The 14,970-nt window shown below is 62.5% G+C and carries 12 protein-coding genes; 9 read left to right on the forward strand and 3 right to left on the reverse strand.

Annotated elements, in window-relative coordinates:
- Positions 1-18: 18 nt before the first annotated feature.
- The gene (locus IC614_RS05465) at positions 19-1,416 is read right to left on the reverse strand and encodes a M28 family peptidase (protein ID WP_200972885.1); all 1,398 of its coding nucleotides are present in this window, start codon (positions 1,414-1,416) and stop codon (positions 19-21) included.
- Between the two features lie 126 nt (positions 1,417-1,542).
- Here IC614_RS05465 and IC614_RS05470 point away from each other — a divergent pair, with 126 nt between their 5' ends.
- On the forward strand, positions 1,543-2,172 hold the full coding sequence (locus IC614_RS05470; RefSeq protein WP_200972886.1) for a DUF1579 family protein: 630 nt from the start codon (positions 1,543-1,545) through the stop codon (positions 2,170-2,172).
- 88 nt (positions 2,173-2,260) lie between these two features.
- Here the strand turns inward: IC614_RS05470 and IC614_RS05475 are convergent, their stop codons facing one another.
- Positions 2,261-3,268, reverse strand: coding sequence for a fumarylacetoacetate hydrolase family protein (locus tag IC614_RS05475; protein WP_200972887.1), 1,008 nt, complete (start codon positions 3,266-3,268; stop codon positions 2,261-2,263).
- Between the two features lie 186 nt (positions 3,269-3,454).
- On the opposite strand from IC614_RS05475, the gene IC614_RS05480 reads away from it, so the two are divergent.
- From IC614_RS05480 to IC614_RS05510, 7 genes are all read left to right on the forward strand, one after another.
- The gene (locus IC614_RS05480; protein WP_200972888.1) at positions 3,455-4,951 is read left to right on the forward strand and encodes a CoA-acylating methylmalonate-semialdehyde dehydrogenase; all 1,497 of its coding nucleotides are present in this window, start codon (positions 3,455-3,457) and stop codon (positions 4,949-4,951) included.
- 3 nt (positions 4,952-4,954) lie between these two features.
- Positions 4,955-5,407, forward strand: coding sequence for a hypothetical protein (locus tag IC614_RS05485; protein WP_200972889.1), 453 nt, complete (start codon positions 4,955-4,957; stop codon positions 5,405-5,407).
- A 5-nt stretch (positions 5,408-5,412) separates the two neighbouring features.
- On the forward strand, positions 5,413-6,555 hold the full coding sequence (locus tag IC614_RS05490) for an acyl-CoA dehydrogenase family protein (RefSeq protein WP_200972890.1): 1,143 nt from the start codon (positions 5,413-5,415) through the stop codon (positions 6,553-6,555).
- A 92-nt stretch (positions 6,556-6,647) separates the two neighbouring features.
- The gene (locus IC614_RS05495; protein WP_200972891.1) at positions 6,648-7,694 is read left to right on the forward strand and encodes an enoyl-CoA hydratase/isomerase family protein; all 1,047 of its coding nucleotides are present in this window, start codon (positions 6,648-6,650) and stop codon (positions 7,692-7,694) included.
- Positions 7,695-7,741: 47 nt separating this feature from the next.
- Positions 7,742-8,518, forward strand: coding sequence for an enoyl-CoA hydratase (locus IC614_RS05500; protein WP_200972892.1), 777 nt, complete (start codon positions 7,742-7,744; stop codon positions 8,516-8,518).
- 65 nt (positions 8,519-8,583) lie between these two features.
- Complete coding sequence (gene mmsB, locus IC614_RS05505; RefSeq protein ID WP_200972893.1) at positions 8,584-9,486, forward strand: 3-hydroxyisobutyrate dehydrogenase; 903 nt, start codon at positions 8,584-8,586, stop codon at positions 9,484-9,486.
- Between the two features lie 78 nt (positions 9,487-9,564).
- Positions 9,565-11,688 carry a M13 family metallopeptidase gene (locus tag IC614_RS05510; protein WP_226372741.1) on the forward strand — a complete coding sequence of 708 codons (2,124 nt, stop codon included), beginning with the start codon at positions 9,565-9,567 and terminating at the stop codon, positions 11,686-11,688.
- A gap of 31 nt (positions 11,689-11,719) precedes the next feature.
- Here IC614_RS05510 and glpK read toward each other — a convergent pair whose 3' ends face one another.
- Entirely contained in the window at positions 11,720-13,195 is a 1,476-nt protein-coding gene (gene glpK, locus IC614_RS05515; RefSeq protein WP_200972894.1) for a glycerol kinase GlpK, read from the reverse strand.
- Positions 13,196-13,289: 94 nt separating this feature from the next.
- Here glpK and IC614_RS05520 point away from each other — a divergent pair, with 94 nt between their 5' ends.
- The gene (locus tag IC614_RS05520) at positions 13,290-14,741 is read left to right on the forward strand and encodes a glycerol-3-phosphate dehydrogenase (RefSeq protein ID WP_200972895.1); all 1,452 of its coding nucleotides are present in this window, start codon (positions 13,290-13,292) and stop codon (positions 14,739-14,741) included.
- The last annotated feature ends 229 nt before the right edge of the window (positions 14,742-14,970 follow it).

Consider the following 14,970-nt stretch of genomic DNA (forward strand, 5'->3'; position numbering starts at 1 on the left):
GGGTTCATAGACCCCAGATCAAGTCCGGGGTGACGTGGGAGGGGCTGCCGGAGCTGAGACGGGTGCGGGCGCTTCATAGGGCCGGAACGCACCACCCGGCACGGCGGATGCAACGGGGCTTTCATGACCATCGCTAGACACGGCGGAAACCCCAAAGATCCAATCGTCAACGCGGATGCCGGCAATCCCTTGCACGTACATAGTCGTCGCGCCTTGCGCCGAGGATTGCGGCTTAAAGCGCAGCTCATGCTCCCATTGACTCGCATCCGTCCTCCGCCAGCGGATGACATAGCCCTGAGCGCCGGCGACCGCAGGCCAGGAAATCACTGTATCATTGGATACCGCGCCTTCAACACTGGGGGCAGGTGGCGGCGGGGCGCTGGCCAGCGCGGCGAGGGCGGCGACATTCAGCTTCGTGACCTTCGCAAGATAGGCAAAATCCATCTTGTCCGGCGTGTCGCCATATTCGATGCCGCCTTCGGTCCGCAGATCCTGGTGCTGCTCGTTATAATTTTCGATAGCAACGGAGAAGCGGATGGCGGGATAACCCGCGTTGAGGAATTCGGTGTGATCGCCGCCTCTTCCGAAGCGATCATTGCGCCAGATCTGCCGGACGTCGAGGCCGAGCGACAGATTATCGGCCAATGTATCGAGCCAGCGCGACAGGTTGCGGGACGGGCTGTCATTCTCGCCGCCGAGGCTTCGTTGCGGCCCGCGGAGATCGGCGCCGCCCTGCCAGCGCGGGCCTTCGGAGAAGACGCGGACATGGGCGTTGTCGCAGACGCCGTCCGATCCGCAGCTGCCGCCGATGATGTCGTTGTTCAAATTGGCGATGACGTTCCAGCCCTGCGCCTTGGCATAATCGGCGAGGATCTTCGCGCCGACCAGCCCCTGCTCCTCGCCCGACAGCACGCCATAGACGATGGTCGCGGGGAATTTGTGCTTCGACAGGACGCGCGCGGCCTCGATCACCGCGACGGTGCCGGAACCGTCGTCATTGGCGCCCGGTGCGTCGGCGGTCGCGTTCATGACGTCGGTGACGCGGCTGTCGATATGGCCGGTGATGATGACGACGTCGTTGGGGCGCTCCGTCCCCTTCTGCACCGCGATGACATCCACGACCCGGGTCGGGTTGGGAATGCGGCGGCCGGTGACCGTGTCCTCGGGCCGCGCGGTCGTGAGACAATTGCCGCAGGCCTTCGAAGCCGCCTTGAATTCCCCTTCCGCCCAATTGAGCGCCGCGCCGATGCCCCGCTTCGGATCGGTGAGCGATGAGAGAGTGTGGCGGGTGCCGAAGCTCACCAGCTTGTCGATATCGGCGCGCAGCCGGTCTTGACTGACGGCGTCGGCAGCGGGGTGGACGGGCGCGGCGGCGATCAGAAGGGGCGCCAGAAGCAAAAGGTGGGGCTTGGTCATGGAAGGACACTGCCCGCGCTTTTTGCTTGTGACAACGCCCTTCGTCGGCCCGATCGCATGGATTGGTCGAATGCTCCTTCTTCTCATCGCCTTATCCGCTAACCTGAAAATTCTCTTTGGGGGGATATGATGCGTACCTATTTACTTGCCGCTACGGCGTTGATTTTTGCTGCCCAAGCCAATGCTGCAGTCCAGGAGGCCGCCAAACCGGCTCAGGCTGCGGCTGCGCCGGTAAAACCGAAGATCAACCAAGGTCAGATCAAATATAACTCGATTTTCCCGGTCAACACACCGGATTCAGTGTTGGAGCCAATGCTTGCCGAAGTTGGCACATGGGACGCAGATATTGAATTATATGTGGGAGATCCCGCCAACCAGCCGATCCGCAAGAAGGGCGTTCAGACCAATCGCATGGTGTCGAGTGGGCGCTACATGCTGAACGAGATGAAATATCTCGACGGCACCTACGAAGGGACGGGGCTGTGGGGCTGGGACGCCTTCACCAACCGCTATACCGGGGTCTGGATGGACGGCAGCCATTATCTCGTCCGCCACGATATCGGTTATTACAATCCGGACAATCATACCTTCCGCTGGGAATCGGACACGATGCAGCCGGATGGTGTCACCACGCGCTTCCGCATCACCCAACAGTTCATGGGCGACAAGCGTACGTTTCAGATGGACACAATGGACGCGAAGACGGGAGAATTCCGCAAGCTCATCTTCATGACCTTCACAAAGCGGAAGGCGTAAGCCGTCTATTCAAACAGGCTCCTGCGAAAACAGGGGCCTGTTTTCACTCATCGCGTTGCTGACTCCTGCTCTTGCAGGAGCACTGGCTTCAGGCCTTCTCTACAGCCTGCTCGATGGTACCGAAAATGGCGTGGCCATGTTCGTCCTCCATCCAGATGCGGATCGTGTCGCCGGCCTTGAGGAACGGCGTGGACGGCTTGCCGTCGAGGATCGTTTCGATCATCCGCACTTCGGCCAGGCAGCTATAGCCTAAGCCGCCACGGGCGACGGGCTTGCCGGGGCCGCCGTCCGCATCCCGATTCGATACCGTGCCGGAGCCGATGATCGAACCCGCGCCGATGTTCCGGGTCTTGGCGAGATGGGCGACGAGCGTTCCGAAATCGAAGGTCATGTCGACACCCGCGTCGGCGCGGCCGAAGGGCTGGCCGTTGAGATCGACCTTCAAAGGGCCATGCAGCTTGCCGTCCTTCCAGCGGTCGCCAAGCTCGTCGGGCGTAACGAGCACGGGAGAGAGGGCGCTGGCGGGTTTGGATTGCACGAAGCCGAAGCCCTTGGCGAGTTCGGCGGGAATGAGGTTGCGCAAGGACACGTCGTTGACGAGGCCGACGAGGCGGATGCAGTTCAGCGCCTCTTCGCGGGAGACGCCGCGCGGCACGTCGCCGGTGACGACGACGATCTCGGCTTCGAGGTCGCAGCCCCAGCTTTCGTCGGCGAGCGGGATGGGATCGCGCGGAGCCAGCATTTCGTCGGACGCGCCCTGATACATGAGGGGGTCCGTCCAGAAACTTTCGGGAAGCTCGGCGCCGCGTGCTTTCCGCACCAGCTCGACATGGTTCACATAAGCCGAGCCGTCCGCCCACTGATAGGCGCGCGGCAGCGGCGCGGCGGCATTGCGTTCGTGGAAACGCATCATCGGGATCGCTTCGTGGGCGAGATCGGTGGCGAGCAGTTCGAGTTGCGGCGCGACCCGCTCCCAATCGTCGAGCGCGGCCTGCAGGGTCGGCGCGATGTGCGTCGCGTCCGCGCACCAGGCGAGGTCGTGGCTCACGACAACAAGGCGCCCGTCGCGCCCCCCTTTTAGCGATCCGAGTTTCATGCGCTCTCCTTCTGCCTTTGCCGTCATTCCGGCGAAAGCCGGAATCTCAGGACGAGAGGGCGCGGCACTTCACCAAAAAGACCCCGGCCTCCGCCGGGGTGACGCTTATTGACCAACCAACTGGCATTTCCGCTCCTGCTTGGCTAGGGGCAGCGCAGATCAAAAAGACTCACATTTGAGGATGCCATGCGGAACATCGATCATTTCATTGGCGGCGCGGCTTATGCGTCGGGCGAGCGGACGAGCGACGTGTTCGACCCCAATAATGGCGTCGTCCAGGCGCAAGTTCGCCTCGGCACCGCGGCCGATCTTCAAAAGGCGATGGGCAATGCGCTGAAGGCGCAGCCCGCCTGGGCGGCGACCAACCCGCAGCGCCGCGCCCGCGTGATGTTCAACTTCAAGGCGCTCGTCGAACAGAATATGGACGAGCTCGCCCACCTCCTCTCCTCCGAACATGGCAAGGTAATCGCGGACGCCAAGGGCGACATTCAGCGCGGCCTGGAAGTGATCGAATTTTCCTGCGGCATCCCGCACGCGCTGAAGGGCGAATATACGCAGGGCGCCGGGCCGGGCATCGACGTCTTTTCCATGCGCCAGCCGCTCGGCGTCGTCGCGGGCATCACGCCGTTCAACTTCCCCGGCATGATCCCGATGTGGATGTTCGGCGTCGCCATCGCTTGCGGCAACGCTTTCATCCTGAAGCCGTCCGAGCGCGATCCCTCCGTGCCCGTCCGCCTCGCCCAGCTGATGCAGGAGGCGGGGCTGCCCGACGGCATCCTGCAGGTCGTCAACGGCGACAAGGAAATGGTCGACGCGATCCTTGACCATGAGGATATCAAGGCGGTGAGCTTCGTCGGCTCTTCCGACATCGCCCATTATGTCTACAAGCGCGGCGTTGCGGCCGGAAAGCGCGTCCAGGCGATGGGCGGCGCGAAAAATCACGGCATCGTTATGCCGGACGCCGATCTCGACCAGGTGGTGAACGATCTGACCGGTGCGGCCTTCGGCTCAGCGGGCGAGCGCTGCATGGCGCTTCCGGTCGTGGTGCCGGTGGGCGACAAGACCGCCAATGCCCTGCGCGAAAAGCTGATCCCCGCAATCGAAAAGCTGCGCGTCGGCATCTCCACCGACGCCGAGGCGCATTACGGCCCGGTGGTGAACGCGGCGCACAAGCAGAAGGTCGAAAATTACATCCAGATGGGCGTCGATGAAGGCGCCGAGCTGGTCGTCGACGGACGCGGCTTCACGCTACAGGGGCATGAAAAAGGCTTCTTCGTCGGCCCGACCCTGTTCGACCATGTGAAGCCGACGATGCAGAGCTACCAGGAAGAGATTTTCGGCCCCGTGCTGCAGATCGTCCGCGCCGACAGCTTCGAGGAAGCGGTGCGCCTCCCCTCCGACCACCAATATGGCAATGGCGTCGCGATCTTCACCCGCAACGGCCACGCCGCCCGGGAATTCGCGGCGCGCGTCAATGTCGGCATGGTCGGCATCAACGTGCCGATCCCGGTGCCGGTCGCCTATCACACGTTCGGCGGCTGGAAGCGCTCCGCCTTTGGCGACATCAACCAACACGGCATGGAAGGTGTCCGCTTCTGGACCAAGACGAAGACGGTGACGCAGCGCTGGCCGGACGGATCAGTGACGGGCGAGAACGCCTTCGTCATTCCGACGATGGGATAAGATGTGACGCCCACCTTCATCTCGCTTGTTGCAATTGCTTGGCTCTCTCCGGCCCCATCCACGTTTTCAACCGTTGAAATGCGGTTTGTAGGGCCAGGCTATTATTGCGGTGGCGGCTTTCTCGTGCGACTCGAAAAAGGTGAGCAGGTGACATTCACCTCGCAACGGATCGATACAGCCACTATCAGCCTGGACCTTGCCGGTCGGCGGGTGGAGGCGACATCGTCACCGGTAGCTCCTCGCGGGAAGCGCGTCCAGAAAATCGCGGAAGGCATTTTACGCCAGAGCTCTGAAAACGGCCGCATCTTTTATGTCGTGGACGATCAACAGCCTATCCTCCTCAGTATCACCAGCCCAGCTTTTCGCGGTTTTACGAAGGACAAGTGGTTCTTCGATCGAATTAACTTCGATCCTACGGCCGAAAAGGCCGTAACCTGTCTGGCTCAACAAAAGTGATTTCGATGACCCAATTCGACCTGACCGACGACCAGCGCCAGATCCAGGAGATGGCGCAGAAGTTCACCGCCGATGCCATCACGCCTTTCGCGGGCGAATGGGACGAAAAGCATATTTTCCCGAAAGATACGATCCGGGCGGCGGCGGAGCTTGGTTTCGGCTCCATCTATGTGTCCGAGGACAGCGGCGGCATCGGGCTGGGCCGGCTTGAGGCGGCGCTGATCATGGAGGCGATGGCCTATGGTTGTCCCTCCACCTCCGCCTTCATCTCGATCCACAACATGGCTGCGTGGATGATCGACCGCTTCGGGTCGGCGGATTTGAAGGCCAAGTATTTGCCGCCGATGGTGACGATGGAGCAGATGGGCTCCTATTGCCTGACTGAGCCTTCCTCTGGTTCCGATGCGGCGGCGCTCAAGACCAAGGCGGTGCTGAACGGCGACCATTATGTCGTGTCGGGCTCCAAGGCCTTCATCTCCGGCGGCGGCGAGAATGAGATTTACGTGACCATGGTCCGCACCGGCGAGGATGGGCCGAAGGGCATCACCTGCCTCGTCATCGAAAAGGACATGCCGGGCGTCAGCTTCGGTGCGCAGGAGAAGAAATTGGGCTGGCATTCGCAGCCGACGGCGCAGGTCAATTTCGACGAGGTGCGCGTGCCGGTGGCGAACCGCGTCGGCGGCGAAGGTGAAGGCTTCCGCATCGCGATGATGGGCCTTGACGGCGGCCGTCTCAACATCGGCGCCTGCTCGCTGGGCGGGGCGCAGCGCTGCCTCGACGAAGCGGTAAAATATACGAAGGACCGCAAGCAGTTCGGCAATACGATCGCGGATTTCCAGAACACGCAGTTCATGCTGGCCGATATGGAGACCGAGCTTCAGGCCGCCCGCATCCTTCTCTATACGGCGGCGGCGAAGGTGACGGCGGGCGCGCCGGACAAGACCAAGTTCGCAGCGATGGCGAAGCGCCTCGCCACCGACACGGGCAGCAGCGTCGTCGACCGCGCGCTGCAGCTGCACGGCGGCTACGGCTATCTGCAGGACTATCCGATCGAGCGTTTCTGGCGCGACCTGCGCGTCCATTCGATCCTGGAAGGCACCAACCAGATCATGCGCGTGATCGTTTCGCGCGAGATGTTGCGGCAGTAGCAAGTTCGTTCATCCCGAGCGCAGTCGAGGGACGAATGTGTGATGATCGTACCGGCGCCCTCGATTGCGCTCGGGACGAACGGAGTTTGAGAATGAGTGACGTTTTGACGTTCATTGACGGCAAGGTCGGCCGCATCCGCCTCAACCGGCCGAAGGCGATCCATGCCCTGACCAAGGACATGTGCTCGGCCATGATCGCGGCGCTGATGGAATGGCGCGACGATCCCGGCGTGGAAACCGTGATCATCGACCATGCCGAAGGACGCGGCTTCTGTGCGGGCGGCGACGTACGGATGCTGGCGGAAAGCGGATCGTCCGACGGCGCCGATGCCCGCGCCTTTTTCCATGAGGAATATCGGCTCAACCATCTGCTCTTCACTTATGCCAAGCCCGTCGTCGCTTTCATGGACGGCATCACGATGGGCGGCGGCGTCGGCATTTCGCAGCCGGCCAAATATCGCGTGGCGACGGAGAATACGCGCTTTGCCATGCCGGAAACGGCAATCGGCCTGTTCCCGGATGTGGGCGGTGGCTGGTATCTCTCCCGCCTGCCCGGTCGGGTCGGCCAGTTCCTGGCGCTGACTGGCGCCCGGATGGACGGTGCGGAGTGTCATTATCTCGGCCTCGCCACCCACTATATTCCCGCCGAGAAGCTGGAGGACGTGAAGGCGCAGATCGTCGTGAAGCCTGACCGGATTGAGGGCATTCTCGGCACGGCGGGCGCCACTGCGCCGGACGCGAAGATCGCGGGCAATCTGATCGCCATCAATCGCCATTTCGCATCGGACCGTTTGGAGGATATCCTCGCATCCCTGGAAGGGGACGAGTCCGAATGGGCGCAGACGGAGCTTGTCACCTTGCGCTCGAAGAGCCCGCAGGCCTGCAAGGTCTCGCTCCGCCAACTTGCCGAGGGCGCGCGAATGACCGATTTCGCGGATGAGATGCGGATGGAATATCGCATCGCAACACATGTCGTGCAGCGCCCCGACTTCGCGGAAGGCGTGCGCGCCGTGCTGATCGACAAGGACAACCAGCCCAAATGGAATCCGGACACGCCGGAGGGCGTCAGCGATCACATGATCGATACCATCTTCTCGCCTTTGTCCGAGGCGGAGGAATGGACGCCGCTGAAACTGTAACCGTCATGCCGGACTTGATCCGGGGTGACGATGAAAGGAAGACAAGAATGGCCGAATACGAAAACATTCTGGTTGAACAGCGCAGAGCGGTGACCCTCATCACGCTCAATCGTCCTAAGGCTCTGAACGCGCTTAACACTTCCGTTCTTCAGGAGCTGATCGCGGCTTTCGCAGCCTTCGACGCGGACGACAGCCAGCGTTGCGCGGTGCTGACCGGCAGCGAAAAGGCTTTCGCGGCGGGCGCGGATATCAAGGAGATGCAGGATCAGGGTTTTGCCCAGATGTATGCATCCAATTTCTTCGCCGGGTGGGAGAAGGTAACGGCGACGCGCAAGCCGTGGATCGCGGCGGTGGCGGGCTACGCGCTCGGCGGCGGCTGTGAGGTGGCGATGATGGCCGACTTCATCATCGCAGGCGACAATGCCCAGTTCGGCCAACCGGAGATCAAGCTCGGCGTCACGCCCGGCATGGGCGGATCGCAGCGCCTGACCCACGCCATCGGCAAGGCCAAGGCGATGGAAATGTGCCTGACCGGCCGGATGATGGGCGCCGAGGAAGCGGAGCGCGCCGGCCTCGTCGCGCGGGTGGTTCCAGTAACTGAGCTTCTCGACGAAGCGCTGAAGACCGCAGAGACGATCGCTTCGATGGGCCCGCTCGCCGCCATCGCCAACAAGGAAATGGTGAACGCCGCGTTTGAGATGGGGCTGGCACAGGGGATCGTGTTCGAGCGTCGGCTGTTCCATGGGCTGTTTGGATCCGAGGATCAGAAGGAAGGGATGGCTGCGTTCGTCGACAAGCGCAAGGCGGAGTGGAAGGGGCGCTGACGCCAGCGTCATTCACTTAGTAAATGAGATTCCAGCTTTCGCTGGAATGACGGAAGGGTAATGACATGGCAAAGGTCGCATTCATTGGGCTCGGCAATATGGGGAGCGGCATGGCCGCCAATCTCGCCAAGGCGGGGCATGAGGTGCGGGCCTTCGATCTGTCCGAAGCCGCGCTCGCCAAGGCCGAAGCGGCGGGTTGCCTCCGCGTCGCCTCCGCTGCCGAAGCCGCGACGGACGCCGACGCGGTCGTTACCATGCTGCCGGCGGGCAAGCATGTGGAAGATGTCTATGAAAACAGCATCTTCGGCGCGGCACCCAAGACGGCGATCCTGATCGATTGCTCCACCATCGACGTCGCGACCGCGCGCAAGGTGATCGCGGACGCCGAAGCGGCGGGCTACCAGATGGTCGACGCGCCGGTGTCCGGCGGCATCGCGGCGGCGGAAGCCGGTACCCTGACCTTCATGTGCGGCGGGACGGAGAGCGCCTTTGCCGCGGCCAAGCCCTTTCTCGAAATCATGGGCAAGGCGGTGATCCACGCCGGCGGCGCGGGCGCGGGCCAGGCGGCGAAAATCTGCAACAACATGCTGCTCGGAGCGTCGATGGTCGCCACCTGCGAAACCTTTGCGCTGGCGCAAAAACTGGGTCTCGATCCCGCCACCTTCTACGCTATTTCGAGCCAGGCTTCCGGCCAATGCTGGTCGATGACGAGTTACTGCCCGGTTCCAGGGGTCGGCCCCGAAACGCCCGCCGACCGCGATTATGAAGGCGGCTTCGCCACGGCATTGATGCTGAAGGATTTAAAGCTCGCCATGGAAGCGGCGCAAAGCGTCGACGCCTATACGCCCATGGGCGCGGAGGCCGAGGTATTGTACGAGCGCTTCGCCAATCTCGGGGGTGCGGGAAAGGATTTTTCCGCCATCATCAAGATGATCGACGACAGCTGGCCCAAGCCCCGAAACGCTTGATCATTTGACGTTCATCCGCGCTCCTGAAAAACTCCCGGCCATTCGGGCGATTCTCGCTCACGAGATATAGGGGCATAGATGAAACTTCTTTCTTCCACCGCGCTTGGCCTTGCGCTGCTTGCCGCGACTCCCGCCATGGCGGACGACGCGCACGATTGCATCGACGAAACCTGCTCGATGCTGTCGCTGTTCGATGGAGCGGGTTCCGCGAGCAGCAGCGCCGCGACGGCGATCATCGAAGCCCCCCGCATGGGAACATGGGGCATCGATACGGCGGGCATGGACACATCCGTGAAGCCGGGTGCCGACTTCTTCGGCTATGTGAACGGCACCTGGGCCAAGACGACCGAAATTCCGGCCGACCGTTCTTCCTATGGTGGTTTCGCGGTTCTGCGCGACCTTTCCGAAGCCCGCGTCCGCCAACTCGTTGAAAGCTACCAGCTCGGCGACCCTGCCAAGGATGGCGACCAGGCGAAAGTCGCCGCGCTCTACCGATCCTTCCTGGATGAAGCCGCGATCGAAAAGTTGGGCGCGAAGCCGCTGGAACCGAAACTCGCCGCCATTCGCGCCGTGAAGAACAAGGACGATATGGCGAAACTGATGGGCCAGTCGCTCGGCCGCATCGGGGGCAGCTTCTTTGGCGCCTTCGTTACAGACGACAGCAAGAACCCCGATTACTACGCGCTTTACATGAGCCAATCGGGCCTCGGCCTCGGCGACCGAGAGCTGTATCTGCAGGAGAAATTCGCGCCGCAAAAGACGCGCTACCAGCAATATGTCGCGCAGATGCTCGGCCTTGCGGGCTGGGCGAATGCGGAAAAGGCCGCAGCCGATATCGTGGCGATGGAAAACAGGATCGCGGAAGCGCACTGGACCCGCGCCGAAAGCCGCAACCGCGACAAGACCTATAACCCGATGACGCTGGCCGATTTGAACAGCCAGGCACCGGGTTTTCCATGGGCGGCGTTCATGCAGGCCGCCAATGTCGGTAAGGCGGACAAGGCGATCGTATCGCAGAATACCGCTTTCCCGAAGATCGCGAAGATTTTCGCCGATGCTGATCTCGATACGCTGAAGGCATGGCAGGCCTTCCACACCGTGGACGATGCAGCGCCGCTCCTGTCCAAGGCGTTCGATCAGGCGCAGTTTGATTTCCGTTCGAAATTCATGAACGGCCAGCCCGAGCAACGCGAGCGCTGGAAACGCGGCGTCGCCGTCGCGGAAAGTGCGATGGGGGAAGCCATTGGCCGCGATTATGTGAAGCTATACTATACGCCCGAAGCCAAAACGGCGATGGACAGCCTGGTCGCCAACGTGAAGGCCGCGATGAAGACGCGCATCGAGGGTCTTCAATGGATGAGCCCGGCGACGAAAGTTCAGGCGCTCGACAAGCTCGCCAATTTCGGCCTGAAGATCGGTCATCCCGACAAGTGGCGCGATTATTCCGCGCTTCAAATCCGTAACGGCGACCTGTTCGGCAATGTCGAGCGGGCGTCGGCGTTCGAATGGAATTACCGGACCAACCGGCTGGGCCAGCGCGTGGACGACGCCGAATGGGGCATGACGCCCCAGACGGTGAACGCTTATTACTCCCCAGTGAAGAACGAGATCGTCTTCCCAGCCGCCATATTGCAGCCGCCTTTCTTCGACCCGAAGGCCGATCCCGCCGTCAATTATGGCGGCATCGGGGGCGTTATCGGCCACGAAATCAGCCACGGCTTCGACGATCAGGGCCGCAAGTCGGATGGCAAGGGCGTCCTGCGCGATTGGTGGACGGCGGAAGATGCCGCGAAGTTCGAAGCGCAGGCGACCAAGTTCGGGGCTCAATACGAGGCTTATAGCTTCCCGACCCTGCCGGACATGCACATCAACGGTCGCGTCGCGATGGGCGAGAATATCGGCGACATGGCCGGCATCACCATCGCTTACAATGCCTATAAGAATTCATTGAACGGCCAGAAGTCGCCCGTAATCGACGGCTTCACCGGCGAACAGCGTCTGTTCATGGGCTGGGCGCAAGTATGGCGGACGCTGTGGCGCGACGATGCGCTGCGTCAGCAGATCGTCAACGGTCCGCATTCGCCGGGCCAGATCCGCGCCTTCGCGCCGCTCCGCAACGTCGACGCCTGGTATGACGCGTTCAACATTCAGCCGGGCGACGCGCTCTATATCCCGCCGGAAGAACGCGCGCGCATCTGGTAAAGCTGGAAGGGGGCCTTTGGCCCCCTTTCTTCTAACGGGCCTGGGCGAGCGCGGCTTGGATGGCGCGCCTCCAGCCTGCGAGCCGCTGCTGGCACACGTCATCCGTCATGGCAGGGCGAAAGCGCCGCACGCCCCCGCGCATCCCGCTTGCCTCCTCCAGGGACGCGAAAAGGCCGCAGCCCAGCCCGGCGAGCATCGCCGCACCCAAGGCCGTCGTCTCGACGAAGGCGGGACGCTCCACCTCCAGCCCCAGCATGTCGGCGAGATCCTGCGCGATCCAGTCGTTGGCGGCCATGCCGCCATCGATCTTCAAGCATTCCCAGCCCGCCCCATCCGCCGCGAAAGCGGTCATCAGATCGTGCGTCTGATGCGCCATCGCCTCGAGCGCGGCGCGAACGATATGGGCGCGGCCCGACGCGAAGCTGAGGCCGGTGATGGCCGCCTGCGCGTTCGGATCCCAATATGGAGCGCCAAGGCCCGATAGGGCAGGCACCAACGACACGCCACCGCTATCGGGCACGGATCGAGCGAGCACCGCGCTTTCCGCCGCATCGGCAAGGATGCCGAGGTCGTCGCGCAGCCATTTTATGAGGCTTCCGGCAACGAAGACCGATCCTTCCAGCGCATAGGTCCGCTCGCCGCCCAGCTGCCATGCGACAGTCGACAGCAGCCGGTTCCTCGAAGGCATCCGGTCCGCGCCCGTATGGGTCAGAACGAAAGCGCCGGTCCCATAAGTCGCTTTCGTGTCGCCCGGCTTCAAGCAGGCCTGTCCAATGGCTGCCGCGTGCTGATCGCCCGCCAGGCCGGTGATGGGAATGGCCGCGCCGAACAGTTCCGGATCGGTCTTCCCGAAGCGGCCAGCGCAATCCACGATCTCCGGCAACGACGCCAAATCGACGCCGAACAGTTCGAGCAGAGCGCAGTCCCATTTCCCGCGCGCGATATCCATCAGCGCCGTGCGCGAGGCATTTGTCGCGTCGCTGACGTGCAGCCCGCCGGTCAGCTTCCAGACCAGCCAGCTTTCTACGGTTCCGATGGCGAGATTGCCGCCCGCCTCCTTCAGCTGCGGCCAGTTTTCGAGCGCCCAGCTCATCTTGCTCGCGCTGAAATAGGGATCGAGCAACAAGCCCGTCCGCTCCTGCAACGCCGTCTCGTGCCCCGCCTCCTTCAGCGTCCGGCACAGGTCCGCCGTGCGCCGGTCCTGCCAGACGATGGCGGGCCCAAGCGGACGGCCGGTGCGCCTGTCCCAGAAGATGATCGTCTCGCGCTGATTGGCGATGCCGATGGCGGCGACATGCGATGCGCCACCGGCCTTCTCTACCATCACCTGCGCGCAAATCAGGCTGGAGCGCCAAATTTCGTCGGCATCATGTTCGACCAGGCCCGGAGCGGGATAATATTGGGTGAGGTTTCTCTGCTCGGTGCCAAGACAGCGTCCATCCGGGGCGAAGAGCATCGCGCGCGTGCTGGTCGTTCCGGCATCGATGACGAGGATCAATTCTGCCATAACCTCATGCGTCAGGATGGAAGCTGGAGGACATAGTGGTGACACGAAGATTGTCGAGATTCCAGCTTTCGCTGGAATGACGTAAGAAGCGGCGATGGCCCAGCCTTACGACCTTCTCATCATCGGCGGCGGAATCAATGGCACTGCGATCGCGCGGGATGCGGCGGGACGAGGGCTTTCGGTTCTGCTGGTCGAGAAAGACGATCTGGCGAGCGGCACGTCGTCCGCTTCCTCGAAGCTGATCCATGGCGGCCTGCGCTATCTGGAGCAGTTGGAATTCAAGCTGGTTCACGAGGCGTTGCACGAGCGCGAAGTGCTGCTGCGGACCGCGCCGCATCTTGTGAAGCCGCTCGCCTTCATTCTGCCCAACCCCGAAAAAGGCCGGCCATGGTGGATGGTCCGTCTCGGCCTTCGCATCTACGACCTGCTCGCGGGCCGGAACCGCCTGCCTGCCGCCCGGACTCTCAGTGCTCAGGACGCGGCATTCGGCGAACCGTTGAAGCCGCATCTGCGGGGCAAGCTCGCTTTATATTGGGATGCGTGGGTCGACGATGCCCGGCTTGTCGCGTTGAATGCCGTCGACGCGTCGGAAAGAGGTGCGGAAATTTCCACCCGCACCGCTCTCCTCTCCGCCAGGCGGGAGGACGGGCTTTGGCGCGCTCACTTGTCCAATGGCCGCCTGGTTGCCGCCCGGATGATCGTCAATGCGGCCGGCCCCTGGGTCGAAGAGGTGCTTGGCGGGCGGCTTCACGCCCATCGAGACAGCCACGCGCGCCTCGTCAAGGGCAGTCATATCGTCGTGCCCGCCCTGTATGACGGGGATCACGCCTATATCCTTCAGCAGCCGGATAAACGGGTCGTGTTCGCCCTTCCGTATGAAGGCCGCTTCACCCTGATCGGGACCACCGACATCGCTGTGGCCAGTCCGCAGGATGCACGGATCGACGACGCCGAGATTCGATATCTTTGCGCGGCCGTGAACCGCTACTTCCTGCGGCGGGCCGAGGCCCGAAACGTGGTTTGGAGCTATTCCGGCATCCGGGCGCTCCATGACGACGGAGCGGCGAATGCGAGCGCCGTGACTCGCGACTACCATCTCGAGCTGAACGAAGATGGGCCGCCCCTTCTCTCGCTGTTCGGCGGCAAGATCACCACGGCGCGGGCTCTGGCGGAAGAGGCGCTCAACATGCTGGGCGTGACAACGGGCCGCTGGACGGCCGGCGCATCCTTGCCGGGCGGCGATTTCGAAACGCTATCGCAAGTTGAGGCGGGATATCCCTGGCTGCCCCGAACGCTGGCGCATCGCTTGGTCCGTTCCTATGGCACAAGAATAAGTGCTGTCATTGGCGCTGCGGATAGCCTTGAGAAGCTCGGCCGCCATTTCGGGTCCGGTCTTTATGAAGCGGAGGTCGATTATCTCCTGCGGAAAGAATTCGCACGCACCGCCGAAGACATCATGTGGCGGCGCACCAAAATCGGGCTCTTCCTGGATCCCGAGGAGCAGAATGGGCTGCGCCGCTATCTGGACAGCGACTATATCGTCTAAGGCCCCTCATGCAGCGGGTCGGTGCCGGGCGGCGGGATTTCGTCGAGTTCGCGACGATGCTCCTCACCCGTCTTGCGTCTTTCCCCATTGTGCGAGGGCTGATTTCCTTCCTTCGAAGGCTGATCCTGTTTCCCATCCATTTGCGTCCGCACGTTCCACATCTCCTTCTCCAAGTCATTCCGGAGAAGCCGGAATCTCATTTCACTTCCGCTCCAAAGGTCAGGGAGAT

Source organism: Sphingosinicella flava (assembly GCF_016025255.1).
GTDB lineage: Bacteria > Pseudomonadota > Alphaproteobacteria > Sphingomonadales > Sphingomonadaceae > Allosphingosinicella > Allosphingosinicella flava.